The 22,993-nt window shown below is 72.0% G+C and carries 20 protein-coding genes, 2 tRNA genes and 1 pseudogene; 16 read left to right on the forward strand and 7 right to left on the reverse strand.

The annotated features are described in order from the left end of the window. The first annotated feature begins 144 nt into the window (after positions 1–144). The 3 genes from orn to EAO75_RS36770 all read left to right on the forward strand — a co-directional run bounded on the left by orn (position 145) and on the right by EAO75_RS36770 (position 1,612). Entirely contained in the window at positions 145–747 is a 603-nt protein-coding gene (gene orn / locus EAO75_RS36760) for an oligoribonuclease (RefSeq protein WP_147999460.1), read from the forward strand. Between the two features lie 117 nt (positions 748–864). Beyond that, positions 865–937 (forward strand) — tRNA-His (locus tag EAO75_RS36765). A 156-nt stretch (positions 938–1,093) separates the two neighbouring features. Continuing rightward, complete coding sequence (locus EAO75_RS36770; protein ID WP_147999461.1) at positions 1,094–1,612, forward strand: GNAT family N-acetyltransferase; 519 nt, start codon at positions 1,094–1,096, stop codon at positions 1,610–1,612. A gap of 32 nt (positions 1,613–1,644) precedes the next feature. On the opposite strand, the gene EAO75_RS36775 is transcribed toward EAO75_RS36770, so the two are convergent. Beyond that, the gene (locus EAO75_RS36775) at positions 1,645–2,700 is read right to left on the reverse strand and encodes a LacI family DNA-binding transcriptional regulator (protein ID WP_147999462.1); all 1,056 of its coding nucleotides are present in this window, start codon (positions 2,698–2,700) and stop codon (positions 1,645–1,647) included. Between the two features lie 342 nt (positions 2,701–3,042). Between EAO75_RS36775 and EAO75_RS36780 the strand changes: the two genes are divergently transcribed. The 4 genes from EAO75_RS36780 (at position 3,043) to EAO75_RS36795 (ending at position 7,862) form a co-directional block, all read left to right on the forward strand. Then, complete coding sequence (locus EAO75_RS36780; protein ID WP_147999463.1) at positions 3,043–4,368, forward strand: extracellular solute-binding protein; 1,326 nt, start codon at positions 3,043–3,045, stop codon at positions 4,366–4,368. Then, on the forward strand, positions 4,365–5,393 hold the full coding sequence (locus EAO75_RS36785; protein WP_147999464.1) for a carbohydrate ABC transporter permease: 1,029 nt from the start codon (positions 4,365–4,367) through the stop codon (positions 5,391–5,393). The genes EAO75_RS36780 and EAO75_RS36785 overlap by 4 nt, the downstream gene beginning before the upstream one ends. Further along, positions 5,390–6,292: a carbohydrate ABC transporter permease gene (locus tag EAO75_RS36790; RefSeq protein ID WP_187284736.1), complete on the forward strand. Its 903-nt coding sequence runs from the start codon at positions 5,390–5,392 to the stop codon at positions 6,290–6,292. The genes EAO75_RS36785 and EAO75_RS36790 overlap by 4 nt, the downstream gene beginning before the upstream one ends. Before the next feature lie 139 nt (positions 6,293–6,431). Beyond that, the gene (locus tag EAO75_RS36795; protein WP_147999465.1) at positions 6,432–7,862 is read left to right on the forward strand and encodes a GH1 family beta-glucosidase; all 1,431 of its coding nucleotides are present in this window, start codon (positions 6,432–6,434) and stop codon (positions 7,860–7,862) included. Between the two features lie 129 nt (positions 7,863–7,991). Here EAO75_RS36795 and EAO75_RS36800 read toward each other — a convergent pair. From EAO75_RS36800 to EAO75_RS36810, 3 genes and pseudogenes are all read right to left on the reverse strand, one after another. Then, a pseudogene (locus EAO75_RS36800) lies at positions 7,992–9,450 on the reverse strand (cellulose binding domain-containing protein). Positions 9,451–9,557: 107 nt separating this feature from the next. Next, positions 9,558–10,976 carry a sensor histidine kinase gene (locus EAO75_RS36805; protein ID WP_147999466.1) on the reverse strand — a complete coding sequence of 473 codons (1,419 nt, stop codon included), beginning with the start codon at positions 10,974–10,976 and terminating at the stop codon, positions 9,558–9,560. Further along, positions 10,973–11,677 carry a response regulator transcription factor gene (locus EAO75_RS36810; protein ID WP_147999467.1) on the reverse strand — a complete coding sequence of 235 codons (705 nt, stop codon included), beginning with the start codon at positions 11,675–11,677 and terminating at the stop codon, positions 10,973–10,975. Before EAO75_RS36810 ends, EAO75_RS36805 begins: the two co-directional genes overlap by 4 nt. Positions 11,678–11,787: 110 nt before the next feature. Here EAO75_RS36810 and EAO75_RS36815 point away from each other — a divergent pair, with 110 nt between their 5' ends. Continuing rightward, positions 11,788–12,309 (forward strand): hypothetical protein, encoded by a 522-nt coding sequence (locus tag EAO75_RS36815; protein WP_147999468.1) that lies wholly within the window; start codon positions 11,788–11,790, stop codon positions 12,307–12,309. Between the two features lie 18 nt (positions 12,310–12,327). Here the strand turns inward: EAO75_RS36815 and EAO75_RS36820 are convergent, their stop codons facing one another. Both EAO75_RS36820 and EAO75_RS36825 read right to left on the reverse strand, forming a co-directional pair. After that, positions 12,328–13,197: a spermidine synthase gene (locus EAO75_RS36820; protein ID WP_147999469.1), complete on the reverse strand. Its 870-nt coding sequence runs from the start codon at positions 13,195–13,197 to the stop codon at positions 12,328–12,330. A 124-nt stretch (positions 13,198–13,321) separates the two neighbouring features. Then, positions 13,322–13,777, reverse strand: coding sequence for a hypothetical protein (locus EAO75_RS36825; RefSeq protein WP_261989573.1), 456 nt, complete (start codon positions 13,775–13,777; stop codon positions 13,322–13,324). A gap of 266 nt (positions 13,778–14,043) precedes the next feature. Here EAO75_RS36825 and EAO75_RS36830 point away from each other — a divergent pair, with 266 nt between their 5' ends. Further along, positions 14,044–15,522 carry a hypothetical protein gene (locus tag EAO75_RS36830; protein ID WP_147999470.1) on the forward strand — a complete coding sequence of 493 codons (1,479 nt, stop codon included), beginning with the start codon at positions 14,044–14,046 and terminating at the stop codon, positions 15,520–15,522. 25 nt (positions 15,523–15,547) lie between these two features. Here the strand turns inward: EAO75_RS36830 and EAO75_RS36835 are convergent, their stop codons facing one another. Continuing rightward, positions 15,548–16,144: a histidine phosphatase family protein gene (locus EAO75_RS36835; RefSeq protein WP_147999471.1), complete on the reverse strand. Its 597-nt coding sequence runs from the start codon at positions 16,142–16,144 to the stop codon at positions 15,548–15,550. A 185-nt stretch (positions 16,145–16,329) separates the two neighbouring features. Here EAO75_RS36835 and EAO75_RS36840 point away from each other — a divergent pair, with 185 nt between their 5' ends. The 7 genes from EAO75_RS36840 (at position 16,330) to EAO75_RS36870 (ending at position 22,658) form a co-directional block, all read left to right on the forward strand. Continuing rightward, positions 16,330–17,343: a phosphatase PAP2 family protein gene (locus tag EAO75_RS36840; RefSeq protein ID WP_147999472.1), complete on the forward strand. Its 1,014-nt coding sequence runs from the start codon at positions 16,330–16,332 to the stop codon at positions 17,341–17,343. After that, complete coding sequence (locus EAO75_RS36845; protein WP_147999473.1) at positions 17,294–18,427, forward strand: hypothetical protein; 1,134 nt, start codon at positions 17,294–17,296, stop codon at positions 18,425–18,427. The genes EAO75_RS36840 and EAO75_RS36845 overlap by 50 nt, the downstream gene beginning before the upstream one ends. Next, the gene (locus tag EAO75_RS36850; protein WP_147999474.1) at positions 18,418–20,025 is read left to right on the forward strand and encodes a hypothetical protein; all 1,608 of its coding nucleotides are present in this window, start codon (positions 18,418–18,420) and stop codon (positions 20,023–20,025) included. Before EAO75_RS36845 ends, EAO75_RS36850 begins: the two co-directional genes overlap by 10 nt. After that, the gene (locus tag EAO75_RS36855; RefSeq protein ID WP_147999475.1) at positions 20,022–21,356 is read left to right on the forward strand and encodes an AAA domain-containing protein; all 1,335 of its coding nucleotides are present in this window, start codon (positions 20,022–20,024) and stop codon (positions 21,354–21,356) included. The genes EAO75_RS36850 and EAO75_RS36855 overlap by 4 nt, the downstream gene beginning before the upstream one ends. Before the next feature lie 127 nt (positions 21,357–21,483). Continuing rightward, on the forward strand, positions 21,484–21,849 hold the full coding sequence (locus tag EAO75_RS36860; protein WP_147999476.1) for a hypothetical protein: 366 nt from the start codon (positions 21,484–21,486) through the stop codon (positions 21,847–21,849). 139 nt (positions 21,850–21,988) lie between these two features. Next, positions 21,989–22,594, forward strand: coding sequence for a bifunctional DNA primase/polymerase (locus tag EAO75_RS36865; protein ID WP_147999477.1), 606 nt, complete (start codon positions 21,989–21,991; stop codon positions 22,592–22,594). Then, a tRNA-Lys gene (locus EAO75_RS36870) sits at positions 22,585–22,658 on the forward strand. Before EAO75_RS36865 ends, EAO75_RS36870 begins: the two co-directional genes overlap by 10 nt. Positions 22,659–22,993: the final 335 nt, after the last annotated feature.

Here is a 22,993-nt window from a genome sequence, read left to right on the forward strand (position 1 = left end):
GACGGGCTGCCCAACCGTGCCCGTCCGGCGTCCGAGCCCGAGGCCCCTTCAGGGCCGAAGCAGGGGTCCGGGGGCGCCGGCCCCGGTGACGTCCACACCGACGCGGGGCACCCGACAAGGGGACGTCAGCCTTAGGGTGGTCGCATGAACGATCGCATGGTGTGGATCGACTGCGAGATGACCGGCCTCTCGCTGTCCGACGACGCGCTCATTGAGGTTGCCGCCCTCGTCACCGACTCCGAGCTGAACATCCTCGGCGAGGGCATCGACATCGTCGTCCGCCCGCCGGACGCGGCGCTGGAGACGATGCCGGAGGTGGTGCGTCAGATGCACACCGCGTCCGGACTCCTCGACGAACTCGCCGCCGGTACGACCCTCAAGGACGCCGAGGACCAGGTCCTCAGCTACGTCCGCGAACACGTCAAGGAACCCGGCAAGGCGCCGCTGTGCGGCAACTCCGTCGGCACCGACCGCGGCTTCCTGCTGCGTGACATGCCGACGCTGGAGGACTACCTCCACTACCGGATCGTGGACGTCAGCTCCATCAAGGAGCTGGCCCGGCGCTGGTACCCGCGTGCCTACTTCAACAGCCCCGAGAAGAACGGCAACCACCGCGCCCTCGCCGACATCCGCGAGTCCATCGCCGAGCTCCGCTACTACCGCGAGGCCATCTTCGTGCCCCAGCCCGGCCCCGACTCCGACACCGCGAAGTCGATCGCCGCGAAGCACGTTCTCCCTGCTCAGTAGGCGTGCGAGGGGGGTCGCGCAAAGGCGCCGTAAAAGGCGTGCGCGAGCACCCCTTCGGACCCTGTACACTTTTTCTCGGCCGGTCGGGGACTCTACGGAAGTCAACAACCGGGCATGGTGGGTGTAGCTCAGCTGGTAGAGCACCTGGTTGTGGTCCAGGATGCCGCGGGTTCGAGTCCCGTCACTCACCCTGATGATCAGCCGGTGACTTCGTCAAAGAAGTCACCGGCTGATTCTTTTTCTCACCCAGCACTGGCACGGAGTTGGCGATGAGGGTGCCCGGAAGCACGGTGAACATCGGGTCAACCCGCCGATCGCCTCGGGGGCAGGCCCTAGGCTGCCGACGATGTCCGAGCCCCGCGTAGCCGCCGAGCCCCTCGCCGCCGACCGTCTCGACCTCCTCCCCCTGCGCGTCGAGCACGCCGAGGAGARGGCCGTCGTGCTGTCGGACCCGGCGCTGCACCGCTTCATCGGCGGGACCCCGCTCTCCCCCGACGCCCTGCGCACCCGCTACGAACGTCTCGTCGCCGGCTCCCCCGACCCGGCCGTCTCCTGGTGCAACTGGGCGCTGTGGCTGCGCGCCGAGTCCTGCCTGGTGGGGACGGTCCAGGCCACGATCACCGTGGACGGCGGCGCCGAGATCGCCTGGGTGATCGGAGCGCCGTGGCAGCGGCGCGGCTTCGCCTCCGAGGCGGCCCGCGCGCTGGTCGCCTGGCTGAGCCGGGGCGCCGTCCATACGGTCGTCGCCCACATCCACCCCGCCCACCGCGCCTCGGCCTCGGTCGCGACGGCGGCCGGCATGGCCCCGACCGAGCACCGACAGGACGGCGAGATTCGCTGGCTCCGTCGGCTGCACCGGCCTTGACCGCGCGCCGGGCCCGGGCGGAACCCGCCCCCTCACGACGAAGCCCGTGTCACCAACTCCGTGGCCAGGACCGCCTGTGTGCGCTCCAGGCCCCTCGACGCCGCCGGACGACGGTCCGCGATCTCGGTGAGGAGCAGGTCGATCATGCGGCGGCCCATCTCCTCGATGGGCTGGCGGACGCTGGTCAGGGGCGGGTCCATGTGGCGGGCGATGGCGGAGTCGTCGTAGCCGACGAGGGCCACGTCGTCCGGGATACGGCGGCCCGCCTCGCGCAGGACCTGGCGGGCGCCGGCCGCCGTGACGTCCGATCCCGCGAAGACGGCGTCGAGGTCGGGGCAGCGTTCGAGGAGGGCCCGCATCGCGCGGGCGCCGCCCTCCTCGGTGAAGTCGCCCGGCTCGATCAGCCGCTCGTCCGCCGCGCGCCCCGCGTCGCGCAGGGCCTCGCGGTAGCCGTCGACGCGGCGCTGGGCGCCGTAGACGTCGAGGCGGCCGGTGATGTGGGCGATGCGGGTGCGGCCGCGGTCCATCAGGTGCTCCACCGCCGAGCGGGCACCGCCGTAGTTGTCCGAGTCCACCGAGGTCAGGCTCTCCGCGGCGGATCTTGGGCCGCTGATCACCGCGGGGATCTCCAGCTGCGAGAGCAGGTCGGGCAGCGGGTCGTCCGCGTGGACCGAGACCAGCAGGACGCCGTCCACGCGGTGGGCGGCCAGGTACTGGGCCAGGCGGCGCCGTTCCTTGTCGCTGCCCGCGAAGATCAGCAGGAGCTGCATCTCGGTGTCCGCGAGCTCGGCGCCCACGCCCTTGAGCATGTCCGAGAAGTACGGCTCCGCGAAGAACCGGGTCTCCGGCTCGGGCACGACCAGCGCGATGGCGTCCGTGCGGTTCGCCGCCAGCGCCCGGGCGGCCGTGTTCGGGACGTAGCCGAGCTCCGCGACCGCCGCCTCCACCGCCGCGCGGGTCGCGTCGCTGACCCGGGGCGAGCCGTTGATCACCCGGGAGACGGTGCCGCGGCCGACGCCCGCCCGGGCCGCCACCTCTTCGAGGGTGGGTCGGCCGCCGCTCCGGCCCCGCGCTCCGTGGGTTGCCATGGGCTCCGCCTTCCCGCCGTTGTCCATACGCCGGCCTGGAATTTAACAGCCGCGTCTCAAACTCCCCCACGCCGTTCGAGCAGGGGGACCCCGGGACGGGCTGAAGTGGGTCCAGTTAACGGCCCGATAACTGAACGCATCTCTGCGCGTCCACTCCCTTGACACCCCCGCCCGGACCGACGAACCTTCAACACATCACAGGTGGGAGCGCTCCCACAGTACCTGACACATACACATCCCGCACGTTCCCCGCCCGCGCCGCAGCGACGCAAGATGACGAACTAACGGGCCCAACAGTGCAGTTGGCCGGGGGGTCGGCACGTCAGGCAACAGGAGGACGCAATGCGCACGAGTACCCGCGGGTCCCGCCGGCTGATGGCCCTCGTGGCCGCGGCCGCGCTGACGACAGGGCTGCTCGCCGGCTGCGCCGAGGACTCGGACGACGGCTCTTCGAACGAGGGCGGTGGCAACGGCGGGGGTGGCAAGACCACGCTCACCATCGGCACCTTCGGCACCTTCGGCTACAAGCAGGCCGGCCTCTACGACGAGTACATGAAGCAGAACCCCGACATCACCATCAAGGAGAACGTCACCACCCGTACCGACGTCTACTGGCCCAAGGTCCTCACCCGGCTGCAGGCCGGCGCCGGTGCCGACGACATCCAGGCGATCGAGGTCATGAACGTCACCGAGGCCGTGCAGACGCAGGCCGACAAGTTCGTCGACCTCGGCAAGGAGGTCGACAAGTCCCAGTGGCTGGACTGGAAGAACGCCCAGGCCACCACCAAGGACGGCAAGCTGATCGGGCTGGGGACGGACATCGGGCCCATGGCGATCTGCTACCGCAAGGACCTGTTCGAAAAGGCCGGCCTGGAGACCGACCGCACCAAGCTCGCCGAGCAGTGGAAGGGCGACTGGGGCAAGTACGTCGACGTCGGCAAGGAGTACATGAAGAAGGCGCTGAAGGGCACCAAGTTCGTGGACTCGGCCTCCTCGGTCTACAACGCGGCCCTGGGAGGCGGGACCGAGCGCTACTACAAGGACGACGGCACCGTCGACTGGGACAAGTCCCAGGGCGTCAAGCAGGCCTGGGACGTCTCCATGGAGGTGGCGACCAGCGACATGTCGGCGAAGCTGAAGCAGTTCGACAAGCCGTGGGACCAGGGCTACGCGAACGGCACCTTCGCCACGGTGGCCTGCCCGGCCTGGATGATCGGCTACATCCTGGAGAAGTCCGGTGACGCGGGCAAGGGCAAGTGGGACGTGGCGGCGGCGCCGACCGCGGCCAACTGGGGCGGTTCGTTCCTCGGCGTGCCGACGGCGAGCAAGCACCAGAAGGAGGCCGTCGCGCTGGCGAAGTGGCTGACCGCACCCGAGCAGCAGGCGAAGGTCTTCGCCAAGCAGGCCAGCTTCCCGTCGACCCCGTCGGCGTACTCGACCCTGAAGCCGGCCTCCGCCACGACGGAGTACTTCTCCGACGCGCCGATCACGGAGATCTTCTCGGCCTCCGCCGAGACCATCCCGACCCAGTACTTCGGCATCAAGGACCAGGCGATCAACACCGCGCTGACCGACATCGGCATCCTCCAGGTCGAGCAGAAGGGCAAGAGCCCCGACGAGGGCTGGGACGCCGCCTCCGCGGAGATCAAGGACGTGCTCGGCCAGTGAGCAGCTCCAAGCAGGCCCTCGCGCATCCCGCGTCGAGCGCCGACGCCGCGCCCGGTGACCAGCCGGGCGCGGCCGGCCGCGCTCGCGGTCGCGGTACGCCGCCGCCGGGGAAGGATTCCTGGCGCAGCCGGCTGTACCGCTGGGACATGAAGGCGTCGCCGTACGCGTTCGTCGCCCCCTTCTTCATCGTCTTCGGGGCGTTCTCGCTGATCCCGCTCCTCTATACGGCCTGGTACTCGCTGCACGACGTGCAGCTGGCGAACCTGGACGGCCAGTCCTGGGCGGGCCTGGACAACTACCAGAACCTGCTGACCTCGGACTTCTTCTGGAACGCGCTGGGGAACACCTTCACCATCGGCGTGATCTCCACGGTCCCGCAGCTGCTGATGGCCATCGGCCTGGCGCACCTGCTCAACTACAAGCTGCGCGGCTCGACCGTGTGGCGGGTCGTGATGCTCACCCCGTACGCCACCTCGGTGGCGGCGGCGACGCTGGTGTTCGTGCTGCTGTACTCCTGGGACGGCGGCATGATCAACTGGCTGCTGGACTTCGTCGGCATCGACCCGGTCAACTGGCGTGAGTCCGACTGGGGTTCGCAAGTAGCGGTGTCGTCGATCGTGATCTGGCGCTGGACCGGCTACAACGCGCTGATCTATCTGGCGGCGATGCAGGCGATCCCGACCGACCTCTACGAGTCCGCGGCGATCGACGGCGCCAACCGCTGGCAGCAGTTCATCCATGTGACGATCCCGCAGCTGCGGCCGACGATCCTGTTCACGGTGGTCGTCTCGACGATCGGCGCGACCCAGCTCTTCGGTGAGCCCCTGCTGTTCGGCGGGGTGAGCGGTTCGAAGGGCGGCTCCGAGCACCAGTACCAGACGCTCGGCCTGTACATGTACGACCAGGGCTGGATCATCGGCAACCTCGGCAAGGCGTCCGCCATCGCCTGGTCGATGTTCCTGATCCTGCTGATCGTCGCCGTGATCCAACTGCTGGTCTCCCGACGGCTGAGGAAGTCCCAATGACAGCAAGTGAACTGACGATTCCTCAGGCAGAGCCCCAGAAGGTACGACAGCCCCGGCGCCCCCGCGTGATGGGCGCGGGCAAGCAGCTGCACGCCGGCCCGCTCACCTACGTCGTCCTGGCCGTCTTCGCGCTGGTCTCGCTGGCCCCGCTGGTGTGGACGGCGATCGCGGCCTCGCGCACCGACCGGCGGCTCGCGGAGACCCCGCCGCCGCTGTGGTTCGGCGGGAACCTGTTCAAGAACATGGAGCGGGCCTGGGACGAGGCCGGGCTCGGCACCGCGATGTTCAACACCACGTTCGTCGCGGCCACGATCACCGTCAGCACGGTGCTGTTCGCCACGCTCGCCGGCTTCGCCTTCGCCAAGCTGCGGTTCCGGTTCTCCGGGGTTCTGCTGATGCTGACGATCGGCACGATGATGATCCCGCCGCAGCTGGCCGTCGTACCGCTGTATCTGTGGATGTCCGACCTCGGCTGGTCGAACCAGCTCCAGACGGTCATCCTGCCGACGCTGTGCACGGCCTTCGGTACGTTCTTCATGCGGCAGTACCTGGTGCAGGCGCTGCCGACGGAGCTGATCGAGGCGGCGCGGGTGGACGGCGCGAGCAGTCTGCGGGTGGTGTGGCACGTGGTGTTCCCGGCGGCCCGGCCCGCGATGGCCGTGCTCGGCCTGCTGACCTTCGTGTTCGCCTGGAACGACTTCCTGTGGCCGATCATCGCCCTCAACCAGCAGAACCCGACCGTGCAGGTCGCCCTCAACTCCCTGGGCACCGGTTACGTCCCCGACCAGGCCGTGATCATGGCCGGCGCCCTGCTCGGCACGCTGCCCCTGCTGATCGCCTTCCTGCTGTTCGGCAAGCAGATCGTGGGCGGCATCATGCAGGGCGCGATCAAGGGCTGACGCCCGCGCGTCCGCTTCGGCCGTATGCCCCCGGGGGCCGGGTCACCGCCGCCCCGGCCCCGGGTTTCCTCCCTCTTTCCCCTCTCCCCCCTCCTACCCGTACCCGTCGGTCTCCACGACCTCCAATGGGAGCGCTTCCATGCCAGAGCCCATGTCCTCCGCGTCCTTTCCCCCCGCGTTCCTCTGGGGCGCCGCGACCTCCGCGTACCAGATCGAGGGGGCGGTGCGGGAGGGTGGCCGCACCCCCTCCATCTGGGACACCTTCAGCCATACGCCGGGCCGGACCGCCGGCGGCGAGCACGGTGACATCGCTGTCGACCACTACCACCGCTACCGCGACGACGTGGCGCTGATGGCCGACCTCGGCCTGAACGCGTACCGCTTCTCGATCTCCTGGTCGCGGGTGCAGCCGACGGGCCGGGGCCCTGCGGTGCAGGTGGGCCTGGACTTCTACCGCCGCCTGGTGGACGAACTGCTCGCGCACGGCATCAAGCCCGCCGTCACCCTCTACCACTGGGACCTGCCCCAGGAGCTGGAGGACGCGGGCGGCTGGCCGGAGCGGGACACGGCGTACCGGTTCGCCGAGTACGCGCAGATCGTCGGCGAGGCGCTCGGTGACCGGGTGGAGCAGTGGATCACGCTGAACGAGCCGTGGTGCAGCGCGTTCCTGGGCTACGGCTCGGGTGTGCACGCGCCGGGCCGTACCGAGCCTGCGGGCACGCTGCGGGCGGCCCACCATCTGAACCTGGCCCATGGCCTGGGCACGCAGGCCCTGCGCTCGGTGATGCCGGCCCGCAACTCGGTGGCGCTCAGCCTCAACTCCTCGGTGGTGCGGCCGGTTTCGCAGGACCCCGCGGACCTGGCGGCGGCCCGCAAGATCGACGACCTGGCCAACGGGATCTTCCACGGCCCGATCCTGCACGGCGCCTACCCCGAGACCCTGTACACGGCGACGGAGCTGCTGACGGACTGGTCGTACGTCCAGGACGGCGACCTGGCGGCGATGAACCAGCCGCTGGACGCCCTGGGCCTGAACTACTACACCCCCGCGCTGGTCTCCGCGGCCGAGTCCGACGTGAACGGCCCGCGCGCCGACGGCCATGGGGCGAGCGAACACTCGCCGTGGCCCGGCGCGGACGACGTGATGTTCCACCAGACCCCGGGTGAGCGCACGGAGATGGGCTGGACCATCGACCCGACGGGCCTGCACGAGCTGATCATGCGCTACAGCCGGGAGGCCCCGGGCCTGCCGCTGTACGTCACCGAGAACGGTGCGGCCTACGACGACAAGCCCGACCCGGACGGCCGCGTCCACGACCCGGAGCGCATCGCCTACCTCCACGGCCACCTCGGCGCGGTCCGCCGCGCGATCTCCGACGGCGCGGACGTCCGGGGCTACTACCTGTGGTCCCTGATGGACAACTTCGAGTGGGCGTACGGGTACGAGAAGAGGTTCGGGGCGGTGTACGTCGACTACGCGACCCTCGCCAGGACGCCGAAGTCGAGCGCGTACTGGTACGGGAAGGCTGCTCGGGCGGGGGCGCTGCCGGCGGTGGACGAGGTGTTCTAGGGAACGGGGTCCTCGACCGGGGGAGGGGCGCGGCACGCCGAGGGGACGTGCCGCGCCCCGGCCGGATGGGGGGAAGACCGGCCGGGGCGCGTGACCCCCGTGCTCTGGTTGGCTGTTGGTGACCCGGCGCTACTTGCCGAAGGCCGCGAACGCCTTCGAGAAGGCGAACTTGTCCTGGAGGATCGAGCTGCATGTCGCGTCGGCCGCCGGCTTCTCGCCGCCCGCGCACTGCTTGTCCCGGGTGGCCGACCACATCGACAGCCAGCCGAGGCCCTTGGACTTGGCGAAGTTCACCAGCTGGGTGGCGTCGTCGACCTTGAAGATCTCGGTCGTGACGTCGTTGACACCGATCATCGGGGTGACGGCAACGGTCTTCCAGGCGGCGCTGTCGGAGAGGCCGAGGACGCTCTTGACCTGGGCCTGGGTGGCGGTGGCGGCCTGTTCGGCGTAGGTGCCCATGTCGCCGCTGTAGGCGGGGCCGTAGTCCATCGCCATGATGTTGACGGTGTCGATCCGCACGCCGTTCTGCTTGGCGTCGGAGAGAAGGTCGACGCCGGGCTGGGTCAGGCCCTCCGGCATGACGGGGAGGGTGAAGGAGACGTCCAGGTCCGGGTGCTGCTGCTGGAGCTTTGCTATCGCCTGGGCGCGGCGTGTGTTGGCCGCGCCGTCCGGCAGCGCGCCGCCCTCGACGTCGAAGTCGACCTTGGTCAGCTTGTAGGCGTCCACGACCTTGCCGTACGCCGCCGCCAGCGCGTCCGCCGAGGAGCAGGTCGTGGCCAGCTCGCTGCCGGCCGCGCCGCCGAAGGAGACGCGGACGTCGCCGCCCTTGGCGCGCAGGTCACCGATCTGCGCGGCCACCGCGTCGCCGCCGAGGTCCGTGACGCCGCCCCACTTCGGGGTGCAGCCGCCGCCGTCGGTGACGAAGGCGAGGTTGTAGTTCTTCACGCCGGTCGCCTCGGCGCTCGCCGCCATGTCGAAGGCCGGGTAGAGGGAGGTGTCGATGTACGGGGCGAAGCCGGCGGTGGCCGGCGTGCCGGTGCCGGGGGTCTGCGTGGGCTGACTGGGTGGGGGTGGGGGTGGGCTTGGCCGTCGTTGTCGGCGTCGGTGTCGGTGTCGGTGTCGGTGCCTGCGTCGGGCGGCCGGTCGGCTCCGGGGTCGCGGTGTCGTCCGTGGAACACTTCGCGTCGTCGATCAGACAACCCGTCGGGGCGGCGGTGCCGTTGACCACGAAGCCGACCGTCACCGACTCGCCCGCGGCCAGGCCGTCCGTGTCCCACTTCGGCGGCGTCACGGTGACGTGCCGGCCGCTCACGCCCGACTCGGCGTTCCACAGGGAGCTCAGCTTCGAGCCCGCCGGCAGGTCGAACTCCAGCGTCCAGTCCTTCTTCGTCCGGCCGCTGTTGTTCGTGACGACGTACTGCGCGGTGTAGCCCGTCGACCAGTCGCTGGTCTTCGTGTACGCCGCTCCGATGCCGGCCGCCTGCGCCGTGCCGGTGAACACGATCGCGCCCCCGCCGACCGCGGCCGCTGCGACGAGACCACCTATCGCCTTGCTCCTGCCGCTGACCCTGCGCCGGTGCGTGCTCATCGCGTGTCTGCCTTTGCTGTTCGGGGGTGGGGTGCGGCAGCACGCTAGCGGCCTCGAATCGGGCAAAGTGCCTGATCCGGACGGCGGTTGAGGAGCTTATGGCGCCCTTAAGGAAGGGATCGGGGACGGTTAAAGGTAGAGACCAATCTGCCGGGCCGGCGCCGGCGCATCGAGCTGCGGTGCCCGCGGCGCACCGGCTCCCTGCCATCCAGCTGGATCCAGATCCGCACCTCGGTGCCACCGAGCACGGACGACCCGATCCGTACGTCCCCGCCCGTCGACTCCGCGAGCCGCCGCACGATGTCAAGCCCGAGCCCGGTCGACCCGGCGCTGCCCGAGCCCCGCCCGCGCGCCATCGCCGCCTCGGGGTCGGATATTCCGGGCCCCGCGTCCGAGACGAGCACGATCACCGCGTCCTCGCCGTTGTGCACGTCGACCGCGAACGCCGTGCCCTCGGCGGTGTGCCGGAAGACATTGCCGAGCAGGGCGTCCAGCGCGGCCGCCAGATCCGCCCGGGCCACGGGGATGCGCACCGGCCGGTCCACCCCGGCCACCCGCACCTTGCGGCCCTCGTCCTCCGCGAGCGCCGACCAGAACGTCATGCGCTCGCGCACGACCTCCGCCGCGTCGCACCCGGCGCCCGGACCGGCGGCCACCGTCTGCGGCTTGGCCTCCCGGGCGGTACGGATGATGGTGTCGACCTCGCGCTCCAGCTGGGCGACGGCGGCGCGGGTCTGGTCGGCGGCCGGACCGTCCCCGAGCGAGGCCGCGTTCAGCCGCAGCACGGTCAGCGGGGTGCGCAGGCGATGGGACAGGTCGGCCGCCAACTCCCGCTCGTTCGCCAGGAGTTGCACGACCTGGTCGGCCATCGAGTTGAACGCCACGGCCGCCAGCCGCAGTTCCTTCGGCCCGTCCTCGGGCACCCGGGCGCCCAGCTTGCCCTCCCCCAGTTCATGCGCGCCCTCGACCAGGCGCCGCGCCGGCCGCACCATCCGCACACCCAGCCGGTCGGCCACGGCGACCGACCCCACGATCAGCGCGAGACCGACCCCGGCGAGCACCGTCCAGGCCGTGGTGAGCCCGTTGGTGACCTCCGCCTCGGGGACGTACACCTCCACGACGGCTATCTCGCCGGAGCTCAGCGCGACCGGCTGGAGCAGCGTGGAACCGCCGGGGACCTCGGAGGTCGAGGCGCGGCCGAGCCGCCGTACGGTCGCGATGTCGCCGTCGGCGGCGCGCTGCCGGCCGAGGTCGACGGCGGCCGTGTCACCGGACGCCTTGTCGGCGGACGCCGGGATGTGCACGGCCATGCCCGCGTCCGACCCGGCCGAGGCGACGACCCGCTCCAGCTGGTCCCGGTCGGTGGTGATGGACAGCGCCGGGGCGACGGCGGCGGCCTCCCGCTCGGCGTTGGAGAAGGCTCGGTCGCGGGCCATCTCCCGGATGACGAGTCCGAGCGGGACGGCGAAGGCGACCACGACCATGATGGTGACCGCCAGGCAGACCTTGACCAGGGCCCATCTCATCGCGAGCGCTCCCCACCGGGTGGTTCCAGCTTCACCCCGACGCCGCGCAGGGTGTGCAGATAGCGCGGTCGCGCCGCCGTCTCCCCGAGCTTGCGCCTGAGCCATGACAGATGGACGTCGATCGTCTGGTCGTCGCCGTACGCCTGCTGCCACACCTCGGCGAGCAGTTCCTTGCGGGGTACGACCACTCCGGGCCGGGTGGCCAGGAAGGTGAGCAGGTCGAACTCGCGTCGGGTGAGGTCGAGTCGGACGCCGTCCAGCTCGGCCTGGCGGCGCAGCGGGTCGACGGTCAGGCCGCCGACGCGCAGCACCGTCTCCGGCGGCATGTCACCGGCGGCGGCACGGGACCGCCGTAGGACGGCCGCCATGCGGGCCGAGAGGTGCTCGACCGAGAAGGGCTTGGTGAGGTAGTCGTCGGCCCCGGCGTTCAGCAGCCGGACGATCTCCGTCTCGTCGTCCCGTGCGGTGGCGATGATCACAGGGACGTCGGTGATTCCGCGCAGCATCTTCAGGGCCTCGGAGCCGTCCAGATCGGGCAGACCGAGGTCCAGGATGACCACGTCGAAACGGAGATGGGCGACCTCCCGCAGCGCCTCGAGCGCCGTCCCGACGCTGCGTACGGTGTGCGCCGCGTCGGTCAGGTGCCGGATGAGCGCCGAGCGGACGAACGGGTCGTCCTCGACCACGAGCACACTTGCCATGCGCCGCACCGTACGCCATGCCACCGAGCCTGGTCCGGGCCTGTGGACAACTCGCTCCCTGTGGACAACCGGGCGACACTGCTGGGACGCGTGAGGCAGTATGGCCCGCGATGCGCAGAGGACTCGTACACGTACTGGCTTGGTCGCTCGCCACGGGCGCGGCGGTCACGCTGTCGTGGTGGGGTGTCCACACGGTGATGGCGGGCACGGTGTACGACCGCCCGCGCGCCCTGCCCATCACCGCGGCCGACGCGACCACGCAGGAGTCGAAGCCGCTGGCGTCGTCGACGCGGTCCCCGAAGCGGCCGACCCCGTCGAAGAGCCCCTCGCCGAAGCCGACCGGAACGCCCCGCACGCCGACTCCCTCGAAGCCGCCGGCGAGCACCCCGGCCCCCTCCCCCACCACGTCCGGCCAGGTCAAGAGCTACGACACCGACGGCGGCCGGGTGGTCTTCGACATCGGCGACGCCTCCGCGACCCTCGTCTCCGCCACCCCGGGCTCGGGCTGGTCGATGCAGGTGTGGAAGACGGAGACGTGGATCCGGGTGGAGTTCGGCGCGGGCGCGGACCGGGTGTCGGTCTTCTGCACGTGGCACGACGGGCCGCCGCGGGTGGAGATCGGGAACTACTGACTCACCGCGGGGCCGAGTTCACCTGAAGACGGACGCCGGTGGCGCCGGTGAGGCCACCGCCGCCGCGTCCGTGACCGGTACGGCGCCCCCGGTGAAGTCCGTGAGGGACCGGCCGTGTTCGACCCGGCCCGGGTGCGGGTCGGAGGCGGCGCGGCGGGTCAGCTCGGCGACCGGCAGTGGCTGGTCGGCGGCGAGGAGGACCGCGTTGCCGAAGCGCTTGCCGCGCAGCACCGTCGGGTCGGCCACCAGCGCCGACTCGGCGAACCGGGCGGCGGCGGTGGCGATCTGGCCCCGCAGATGCGCGAGCGGCGGCCCGTCGGCGAGGTTGGCGGCGTACCAGCCACCGGGCCGCAGCGCGCGGCGGACCTCGTCGAGGAACTCCGTCGAGGTGAGGTGGGCCGGGGTGCGGGCCCCGCTGAAGACGTCGGCGATGACGAGGTCGGCCCAGCCGTCGGGCACCTTGGCGAGCCCTTCGCGCGCGTCGGCGGACCGCACCCGGACGCGGGCGGCGCGGTCCAGGGGGAGTTCGCGGCGGACCAGTTGGACGAGGGCCGCGTCGCGCTCGACGACCTGCTGGGTAGAGCGGGGGCGGGTGGCGGCGACGTAACGGGCGAGGGTGAGGGCACCGCCGCCGAGGTGCACGGCCTGTACCGGTTTGCCGGGCGGGGCGACGAGGTCGATGACGTGCCCGAGGCGGCGCTGGTACTCGAAGGAGAGGTGGGCGGGGTCGTCCAGGTCGACGTGCGACTGCGGCGCCCCGTCGATCAGCAGGGTCCAGGCCCGCGCCCGGTCGCGGTCGGGTATGAGCTCGGCGAGCCCGCCGTCGACGCTCTCGACGACGGAGGCGAGCTCGGCGGCTGAGCGCCGGGGCTTCTTGAACTTTCCCACTCGGCCATTATCAGGGGGTCCGGGCGGTCCCACCTGCCGCCGGGACGTGCCTGATCACCGGCCTGCCGCGGAGGGGGCGGGCGGACGGCGGCGACGCGGCATCGCGCCGGGCGCCGGGCGCCGGTCACCGACAGTTGTCGGCCGCCTCGATCAGCCGGGCCGCCTCGCCCAGCGCCGCCCGCAGCACCGCGGGATCGGTCGCCAGGTCCGCCTCCCCGGGCGGCAGGAGCCAGTCCGAGCCCTCGACCGGCGGCTCGACGTTCAGGTCGAGGCTCAGCCCGCGCCCGTCGGTCTCCGTGCAGGTGCTGCCCGGCACGTCCCAGGCGGCGGCCGTGCCCGGCGGGACCACGAAGCCGAGGGTGTCGTCACCGTCGTCGTGCAGCACGGGCCCCACCGCCTCGCAGGCGCCCCGCCGCAGGATGTCGACCGCCTCCAGGCCCTGGCGGGTCGGGACGCTGACCACGTCGCAGCCCGCCTCCGGGTCGCAGCCCGCGCCCGGCGGCTCGCTGCACTCTGCGGTCGGCGCGTGCCCCGCCGCTGTCGACGGTGTACGAGGAACGACTCTCTGGCTGGTCTCCATCCCGACCTCCACCACGGAACCCCTTTTGCAGTCCGAAGAGTTCAACGCGGCGCGACGTCAACGGCTACGGCGGAAGTCAGCCGCAAAGGATGGCAGTTCATGGCAGATCACGTATGAGATATCCGGTTTGTAGCCAAACCCTGCGTGGTGGCTCCGCTACAGCAGGTACGTTCTTGCCCGCCGGACGCAAGGGCGTCACACGAATTTTCGGTTCAACTCGTCCTCGTCCCGGCATGGTTCGACGGTTCGCACGAGAGGACCCGGCCATGGCGTCGTCAGAGCTGACCTCGTCCCAGCCCACCAGGCCACCGAGGCCGAACTTCGCGTTCCGGCAGTTGCGCGGACAGCGCTCGCCGGCCGAGTTCGCCGCGGCGGTGCGACGGGCCGCGCGCGAGATCGGGGAGCTGGTCAGCTGTGACGCGCGCTACGTGGGCAGGGTCGAGGCCGGCGAGATCCGCTGCCCCAACTATGCGTACGAACGGGTGTTCCTGCACATGTTCCCCGGCCGCACACTCACCGACCTGGGCTTTGCGCCCCGCTCGTCCGTACGCGGACGCCGGGCGCACGCCGACGAGGACGCGCCCCTGGCACGCACCACGAGCCCGGCGTGCGCCACCGGTGAGACGCAAGGGGCCCACGAGCCGTATGACCCACTGAACCCGCAGGACCCGTACGACCCGTGTGACGCGTACGGCACAGCGCAGAACCACGAGAACCACGAGGAGAGCGACGTGCTACGTCGCGCATTCATGACCGGCGGGGGCGCCACGGTAGCCGCCGCCTCGCTGAGCCCCCTGGGGCTCGCCTACGAAGCCGCGGCCGCGGAGCGTCCCGTCCGACGTGTCGGGGGGCGTGAGGCGGACGCGCTCGAAGAGGCCGTACGCCGCATCCGGCTGCTCGACGACCGGCACGGCGCCGACGGCCTCTACCGGCGCGCCGCCGCGCCACTGCGGGCCGCCTACGCACTGCTCGACGCCGGTACGACCCGGCAGGCGACCAGCGACCGGCTCCACGCGGGCGCGGGTGAACTGGCCATCTCGGTGGGATGGCTGGCCCACGACTCGGGCCGCTTCGACGACGCCCGCTCTCACTACGCGGAGGCGCTCGCGACGGCCCGGATGGCGGGCGACCCGGCTCTGGAGGCCCACGCCTTCTGCAACACGTCCTTCCTCGCGCGGGACGCGGGCCGGCCCCGTGAGGCGGTGCGGGCAGCCCAGGCCGCGCAACGCGTCGGGCGCTCCCTGGGCTCCTCCCGGCTGATGTCGCTGCTCGCACTGCGCGAGGCCGGCGGCTGGGCTGGGCTCGCCGACCGCACCGGCTGCGAGCAGTCCCTGGCCCGTGCGCACGCCCTCTTCGAGCGGGGCCGCTCGGAGTCCGACCCCGAGTGGATGAGCTTCTACGGCGAGGCCGAGCTGGAGGTCCTGGAGGCGCAGTGCTGGTCGACGCTGGGCAACTGGCAGCGGGCGGCGCGGCACGCAGGGCGGGCGGCCCAGCTGCAGGATCCCCACTTCACGCGCAACATCGCCCTGTACACCGCGCAGCTGGCGGACGACCTGGCGCGGGGCGGACGCCCCGACGAGGCGGCGGCGGCCGGGATGCGGGTGCTGGACCTCCTGGACCTGGTGCAGTCGTCGCGGGTCCAGACGATGCTCGCGGGCACGGCCCGGGTACTGCTGCCCCACCGGCGGGCGAGCGGGGTATCGGCGTTCCTGGAGCGGCACGCGTCGACGCCCCGTCCGGCGTGACCGGCGGGGCGGGTCTGTGCGTGGGCTAGCCGGCCAGGTGACCCGAGTCGTTCCAGCTCTCGATCGCCGGCTCGCCGTAGGCCCACCCCAGCACCGACAGTGAGGTCGGGTTCAGCCTGATGCGGGCCGCGAAGTCGAGCGGCAGCCCCAGCCAGCGCGCGCCTATGGACCGCAGGATGTGCCCGTGCGCGAACACCAGGACATCCCGGTCCGCCTCGCGGGCCCAGGCCACCACCTCGTCGGCGCGGGCCGTCATCTCGGACAGGGTCTCCCCCTCGGGCACACCGTCGCGCCAGATGAGCCAGCCCGGGCGGATCGCCTGGATGTCCGCCGGTGTCATGCCCTCATAGGCGCCGTAGTCCCACTCCATGAGCGTGTCCCAGGTACGCGCGCGTTCGCCGAAGCCGGCGAGTTCGCACGTCTCACGCGCGCGTGACAGCGGGCTGGTGCGGACCTCGACCCCGTCCAGCCCGTCGTACGGCTGCCGGTGCAGGCGCTCGCCGAGCAGTTTCGCGCCCCGGCGGCCCTCCTCCAGGAGGGGCACGTCGGTCCTGCCGGTGTGCTTCCCGGACAGCGACCACGCCGTCTGTCCGTGCCGGGCCAGCAGGATGCGCGGTGCCATTGCGGGGGCCTTCCGGGAGAAATGAGAGGCGGAACCCGTCCATCATCGCGCACGCTGTGCCGGGGCAACCCGGTGGGCGATCTCTGCGTCTAGTGGTCCAGGGTGCCCGAAGGGGGCGCACGCATACACCGTAAAGTGGTGCGACCGTCCACCGGACGCGGTGAGATGAAGGGGGAGGCGATCGGATGCCGCACGCCGAGACAGCTGGCGTGGAGGCGACGCCGCGGACCCGCCTGCGCTGGTGGACCGAGCTGCCGCTGATATTGCTGGTCTACGCCTGCTACTCGGCGGGCCGACTGCTCGCCCGGGGTGATGTCAGCTCCGCCGTCGACCACGGCCTGGCGATACTGGACATCGAGAAGGCCCTGTACCTCAACGCGGAGCACCCTCTCAACCGCCTCTTCACCAGTGAGCCCTGGCTCGGCGTCCCGGCCGACTTCTGGTACGCGTCACTGCACTACCTGATCACGCCCGTGCTCCTGGTGTGGCTCTTCAGGTCCCGCACCGTGCACTACCGCGCGGCCCGCACCTGGCTGATGACGTCGACCTTCATAGGCCTGATCGGCTTCACCCTCCTGCCGACCTGCCCGCCCCGGCTGCTCGCCGACGGCCACGGCTTCGTCGACACGATGGCCCAGTACAGCTCCTACGGCTGGTGGGCCGGTGAGGCCAGTGCGCCGAAGGGCCTCGGCGGCATGACGAACCAGTACGCGGCCATGCCGAGCCTGCACGTCGGCTGGGCGCTGTGGTGCGGGGTCATCCTGTGGCGGTTCGGCGGGACGCGCCTGACGAAGGTCGCCGCGGTCGCCTACCCGCTGATCACGACGATCGTGGTGATGGGCACCGCCAACCACTACTTCCTCGACGCGGTCGCGGGCGCTGCCGTGATGGGCGTCGGGCTGCTGCTGGCGCCGTATGTGATGCGGATCACGGACCGGGCGCGGGAGCGGTTCGGGGTGGGGGCCACGCCTGTCGCGGCAGCCGCCGGCGCGGTCGCGAGGAACGCGGTCGCAAGGGACGCCGTCGCCCCCGTCACGGTGGGTTCCGGCGCCACTTCTTCCTCGATTGTCAGTGGCGGATGCCAGACTTCCGCGGGTGAGCGAATTCCACGGCAGCGCGAGTCCCGGTTCGGATCCGGAGCCGAGCCGAGTGCCTCTTCCCAGGACGCGGGGGACGGCGCTGCGGCACCGGCTCGCTGAGCTGCGCGGTCCCGACGTACCGGCCAAGGCGCTGGACGCGCGCGCCCTGGCCGCTCTCGCCGCCAACCCCGGCTGCAAGCGGCGCGCGATCCTGGACGGCGCCGGGGTGAACAAGGCGGCGCTGGCGGGCGCGCTGGGCTCGCCGTCGGCCTTCGGACAGTCACAGTTCGCCCTCACCCGTGGCAATGCCTTCGAGGCCAAGGTCAAGGCGGACGGCGGCGCGGAGCTGCTGCGCCTGGTGCGCGAGAAGCTGGACCGCAGCGCCGAACCGCCCGCCCCCGCGCGCGTGCCCGAGCTCACCGCGACCGGCCCCGAGGGCCGCACGGCCCGTACGGCACTGGCGCTGCGCGAGGCCACGGAGGCGCTCGGCGAGTGGACCCTGCTGGACCACCCCATGCTCGCGCTGGACGTCGCTGGCTCCCCCGCCTTCCTGGAGCCGGACGCGGTCGTCGTGCACCCGGACGGCAGCTGGACGGTCGTGGAGATCAAGTCCTTCCCGATGCTGGACGGTTCGGCGGACCCGGCGAAGGTGGGCGCGGCCGCACGGCAGGCGGCGGTGTACGTGCTGGCGCTGGAGGAGCTCGCCGCCCGGCTGGAGCCCGCCCCGCGGGTGCGCCACCGCATCCTGCTGGTCTGCCCCAAGGACTTCTCCAACCTGCCCACCGCCTCGGCCGTCGACGTGCGCAAGCAGCGCGCGGTGACCGCCCGCCAGCTGGACCGTCTGACCCGCATCGAGGACATCGCCGACGCGCTCCCGGCCGGCACCTGCTTCTCCCCCGAGCTGCCCGCGGCCGACCTGACGGCGGCCGTCGAGTCGGTCCCGGCGACGTACGCGCCCGAGTGCCTGTCCGCCTGCGAGCTGGCCTTCCACTGCCGTGCCCGCTCCCTGGCGTCCGGCGCCGTTACCTCGCTGGGCCGCTCGGTGCGGGCCGAGCTGGGCGGCCTGACCACCGTCGAGGACGTCCTGTCGGCGTCCCGCGGCGAGTCCGGTGACCCGGACGACCCGGCGGTGGCGGCACTGCGCAGGGCGGCCCGGTTGCGTGCGGAGGCCCTCGGCGACCAGGTGGTGGCCGCGTGTCGCTGATCTCCACCCTCGCCCGCCTGGAAGCCGTCAGCACAGGTCGCGCCCAGCCCACCGCGACCGTCCGCCACCGGCACCTGTCGCAGCGCCCGCTCGTCTTCGTGCCCCTCACCACCGCCGGTGAGGCCGGCGCCCCGCTCGGCGCGCTGGTCGGCACGGACCGGGACGCCCCGCACCTGCTGGTCGTACCGCAGCCGCGCGACCGGGACCTCAGGTTCGCGTTCCTGTCCGAGCTGGCGGACGTCGTCCTGCCGTACATCGACGCCTACGCCGAGGACGTGGAGGCCGCCGAGCGCAGCGAGACCGATCCGGAGACCGGCAAGCGGGTCAAGGTCGAGGTCGAACTGTGCGCGGACGCCCCGCAGTTGATCATGCCGAGCCGCGCGGGCATCGCATTCGTACGGCTCCTGGGTCGCTCCATGCGTTTCAGGCGTACGGCGGAGCAGGACCCGGAGACTCCCTATCCCGCGCCCCCGCGCGTGCCGTTGCTCGGCCGCTGGCTGACCCACTTCGGCGAGCGGGCCCGCGTGCCCGGCTCCTCGCTGCTGCCGGCCATGACGGACCTGCTCTCCCGGCACTGGGCGACCGGCCAGTCCACGCTGGAGGACCAGCACCTGGGCGCGCTGCTCGCCTGGATCGACCCTCCCGAGGGCGAGACGGGCGCCGAGGCGGCGCTGCGGGCGGAGCTGGCGCGCGACCGGGACGGCCAGCTGCTGTGCCCGCCCGCCGGTCCCGCCACCGACCCGGCCTTCGACAACAAGCTGCTCGCCCCCGCGATCGAGCGCTACGACCGCGCCCGTACGGCACTCGCCGCCGCCGAGGACGGGCTGGAGGCGGACGACCGGCTGGGGGACCTCACCGCCGCCGAGCGGGAGATCCGCGCCCTCGTGGCGAGCCGGACCCGGCCCACCTGGGACGCGGTGTGGCGGGGCCTCGACCTGCTGCGCGAGCTGCCGCAGGCCGGGCGGGTGGAGGAGCGGTGGACCCGCGACCGCTGGTCGTTCACCGCCCACCGCGACCGTGTCCTCGCCGGTGAGCCCCCGCAGCCGCGCCGCGACGACGCGGTCACCGCCGCGAACAAGCTCGCCGCGCGGGAGCGGGAACAGGCCCGTCTGGAGGCCCAGGAGGCGCTCGACGATCCTCTGGTGATGGCGGGGCGGCGGCTGACCGGGGAGGCATTCGCGGGCGAGGTCACCGATGTGGTGATGGCGTACAGCGAGGGCAAGCGGCCGAGCCCGCGGCCCCTGGTCACCGTGCGCACGGACGACCGGCCGCACCTGGGCGAGCGGGCCAAGGTGTTCCGCTCCCTGGGCGGGAAGCCGCAGTCGGCGGAGTTCGTCGGCCACGAGGGCGACCTCGACGAGGACGGTGGCGCGCTGTTCGTCCTGCGTGTGCTGGACAAGATGGGCCGCGGCAAGGAGCCGGAGGAGGGGTCTGTGCCGCAGAAGGGCGACCTGGTCTGCTTCACGCTGTTCGAGCACGAGCAGCGGGGCGGCGCGAAGCTGCCCGAACCCGAGCAGACGCCGTGGACGCACGGCGGGCCGCCCGGGGAACAGGTGCCCGAGGCCGCCGATGCGCCGACCCAGGAGGACGTGCTGTGACCGTCGTGTTCGACCCCGGTGCCGCGGCGGCCGAGGCCACCGACGCGATCCTCCACAACACCCTGCACAGCGAGGCGCGCGGGGTCGTCGTCGACTCGCCGCCCGGCGCCGGCAAGTCCACGCTCGTCGTCCGCGCGGCCCTGGAACTCGCGGACGCCGGGCGCCCGTTGATGATCGTCGCGCAGACCAACGCCCAGGTCGACGACCTGGTGCTCCGGCTCGCCGAGAAGGACCCGGAGCTGCCGGTGGGGCGGCTGCACAGCAGCGACGCCGACCCGTACGACAAGGCGCTGGACGACCTGGCGAACGTACGCAAGTCGGCGAAGGCGGCCGATCTCGCGGGCCTGGCGGTCGTCGTGTCCACCGCGGCCAAGTGGGCGCATGTCAAGGTCGACGAGCCCTGGCGGCACGCGATCGTCGACGAGGCGTACCAGATGCGCTCGGACTCCCTGCTCGCGGTGGCCGGCCTCTTCGAACGGGCGCTGTTCGTCGGCGACCCGGGCCAGCTGGACCCCTTCGCCATCGTCGGCAGCGAGCAGTGGGCGGGCCTGTCGTACGACCCCTCGGGGTCCGCCGTGACGACCCTTCTCGCGCACAACCCCGAGCTGCCCCAGCACCGCCTGCCGGTGTCCTGGCGCCTCCCGGCGTCGGCGGCGCCCCTGGTCTCCGACGCCTTCTACCCCTACACCCCCTTCCGCAGCGGTACCGACCACGGCGACCGTCACCTCTCCTTCGCGGTCCCGTCGGACGGCTCGGGCCCCGACCGGGTGATCGACGAGGCGGCGGAGTCGGGCTGGGGGCTGCTGGAGCTGCCGGCCCGGCACACCCCGCGCACCGATCCCGAGGCGGTCCGCGCGCTGGCGACGGTCGTACGACGTCTGCTGGACCGGGGAGGCGCGGCGACGTCGGAGCGCTCACCCGACGCCGCGCCCCTGACCGCCGACCGGATCGCCGTCGGCACGGCCCACCGGGACCAGGCGGCGGCCGTCCGTTCGGCGCTGGCCGAGCTGGGCGTGACGGACGTCATCGTCGACACCGCGAACCGGCTCCAGGGCCGCGAGTACGACGTGACCGTGGTCCTGCACCCGCTCTCCGGCCGCCCCGACGCCACCGCCTTCCACCTGGAGACGGGCCGCCTGTGCGTCCTGGCCTCCCGCCACCGGCACGCGTGCATCGTGGTGTGCCGTGCGGGGGTGAGCGAGCTCCTGGACGACTATCCGTCGACGGAGCCGGTCCAGCTGGGGACGGTGGTGAAGTTCCCTGACGGTTGGGAGGCGAATCACGCGGTGTTGGCCAGGCTCTCGGAACATCGAGTGCCGTGGCGGCCTTGAGGGGGACGGCGCTGTTCGACCTGTTCCTACGCCCACTTGCGCAGGCGCGGGACAATGGACGGTGGACCGGACCACAGTCGGGTAGCAGGTGACCGACGAGATCGGTGACGTACGAGGAGGACAAGACATGGCGGAGCCCACGCCGCGTCGGAACGAACCGCGGCTACGCCCCGCGCCCCTGCTTTTCGAGCCCGCGCAGGTGGCAGAGGACCCGGAGCACTTCTTCGACCTGGAGTCGATCGACGACCCGCGTGCGCTGCTGGCGCGGTCGACCGAGCTGACGCAGGCGTTCCGGGCGGCCGCGGACCGCGCGGTGGAGTTCCAGGCCATCGCGGCGGCCCAGCTGGCGGATCCCCGCCGGTTCGACCGGCTGACGCCCGCCGACATCGCCGAGCAGGCCGAGTGGACCGAGGACTACGCCAAGAAGATGGTGGAGTTCGGCAGGGATCTGATGCGGGGCGTCGAGGGGCCGGGGCACGTCGACCCGGTGTGACCGGCAGCGCCACGGCGTTCACCCACAGCCACCCTTTGGCATATGCCAGGCGGGCAAGATACCCGCTCCCACCCTCTCCTGTCCGGCTTTTCGACAACCCTCCGGGATCGGTCCATCACGCCAGGTAGATGTAGACGTCATGAGCAGCACACGGGACGACCTCTTCTCCGACGACCGCTTCGACGTCACCTCGGGGACCACCCCCGACGGCGCCGCCTGGCTCGCCTCGGCAGGAACGTATCCGCGCAGCACGCTCGCCCTCTGGGAGGAGCGCCCCGCGGCCCCGGTGGTCCTGCCCTGCGGCTCCGCCTTCGACGTCGTCAGCGCCCCCGCGCTCTTCGGGCGCCGGATGCTCGCCCGGCTGTGGGACGAGGGCCCGGGCTCCGGACCGGTGGCCGTCCTGCGGGGGCGGATCCTGATGTTCGCCGCGCCGGGCACCGCCCAGCGGCTGCCCTCGCTGCTGCGCTGGGAGGAGTTCGGCCGCACGGACGGCATCCCGTCGCTGCTGTGCCACGGCACCGGCGACGCGGTGACGGTCCCGGCCCCGATGGATCGCGACGCCGCACCCCCGGCCCCCTGCGGTTCCCGCTGGCTGGTTGCCCCGGACACCCGTAATCCCTGGCTGCCGGGCCCCGAGGTCATGCTCTGGGCAGCCGTGCGGGCGGCTCGCGCTGCCGTTCGGATATCGATTTTTCCCCACGCGGATCAGGATGCTAAGGTCTACGACGTCAGCAGGCGCCGCTAGCTCAGTTGGTTAGAGCAGCTGACTCTTAATCAGCGGGTCCGGGGTTCGAGTCCCTGGCGGCGCACAGACAGTGAAGGCCCCTCGCAACRGCGGGGGGCTTTTCGCATTTSGGGTGACTCCCCCGCGGCCTCCCGSGCCCCCAGACCCCCCGGGTCCRGCAGGCGCGGCTGGGGGTCCGGGGGTTACCCCCCGGGAAATGCAGCATCAGCGGGTCCGGGGTTCGAGTCCCTGGCGGCGCACAGACAGTGAAYGCCCCTCGCAACCGCGGGGGGCRTTTCGCATTTCGGGTGACTCCCCCCGCGGCCTCCCGCGCCTCCCAGACCCCCCGGGTCCRGCAGGCGCGGCTGGGGGTCCGGGGGTTACCCCCCGGGAAATGCAGCATCAGCGGGTCCGGGGTTC

The sequence above is a fragment of the Streptomyces sp. UW30 genome, assembly GCF_008042075.1.
Lineage (GTDB): Bacteria > Actinomycetota > Actinomycetes > Streptomycetales > Streptomycetaceae > Streptomyces.

Excerpts from the sequence above, each read along its gene's own strand:
- orn (WP_147999460.1), top strand. The coding sequence starts at position 145 with ATGAACGATCGCATGGTGTGGATCGACTGCGAGATGACCGGCCTCTCG.
- EAO75_RS36775 (WP_147999462.1), bottom strand. The coding sequence starts at position 2,700 with ATGGCAACCCACGGAGCGCGGGGCCGGAGCGGCGGCCGACCCACCCTC.
- EAO75_RS36780 (WP_147999463.1), top strand. The coding sequence starts at position 3,043 with ATGCGCACGAGTACCCGCGGGTCCCGCCGGCTGATGGCCCTCGTGGCC.
- EAO75_RS36790 (WP_187284736.1), top strand. The coding sequence starts at position 5,390 with ATGACAGCAAGTGAACTGACGATTCCTCAGGCAGAGCCCCAGAAGGTA.
- EAO75_RS36795 (WP_147999465.1), top strand. The coding sequence starts at position 6,432 with ATGCCAGAGCCCATGTCCTCCGCGTCCTTTCCCCCCGCGTTCCTCTGG.
- EAO75_RS36805 (WP_147999466.1), bottom strand. The coding sequence starts at position 10,976 with ATGAGATGGGCCCTGGTCAAGGTCTGCCTGGCGGTCACCATCATGGTC.
- EAO75_RS36810 (WP_147999467.1), bottom strand. The coding sequence starts at position 11,677 with ATGGCAAGTGTGCTCGTGGTCGAGGACGACCCGTTCGTCCGCTCGGCG.
- EAO75_RS36815 (WP_147999468.1), top strand. The coding sequence starts at position 11,788 with ATGCGCAGAGGACTCGTACACGTACTGGCTTGGTCGCTCGCCACGGGC.
- EAO75_RS36825 (WP_261989573.1), bottom strand. The coding sequence starts at position 13,777 with ATGGAGACCAGCCAGAGAGTCGTTCCTCGTACACCGTCGACAGCGGCG.
- EAO75_RS36830 (WP_147999470.1), top strand. The coding sequence starts at position 14,044 with ATGGCGTCGTCAGAGCTGACCTCGTCCCAGCCCACCAGGCCACCGAGG.
- EAO75_RS36835 (WP_147999471.1), bottom strand. The coding sequence starts at position 16,144 with ATGGCACCGCGCATCCTGCTGGCCCGGCACGGACAGACGGCGTGGTCG.
- EAO75_RS36840 (WP_147999472.1), top strand. The coding sequence starts at position 16,330 with ATGCCGCACGCCGAGACAGCTGGCGTGGAGGCGACGCCGCGGACCCGC.
- EAO75_RS36860 (WP_147999476.1), top strand. The coding sequence starts at position 21,484 with ATGGCGGAGCCCACGCCGCGTCGGAACGAACCGCGGCTACGCCCCGCG.
- EAO75_RS36865 (WP_147999477.1), top strand. The coding sequence starts at position 21,989 with ATGAGCAGCACACGGGACGACCTCTTCTCCGACGACCGCTTCGACGTC.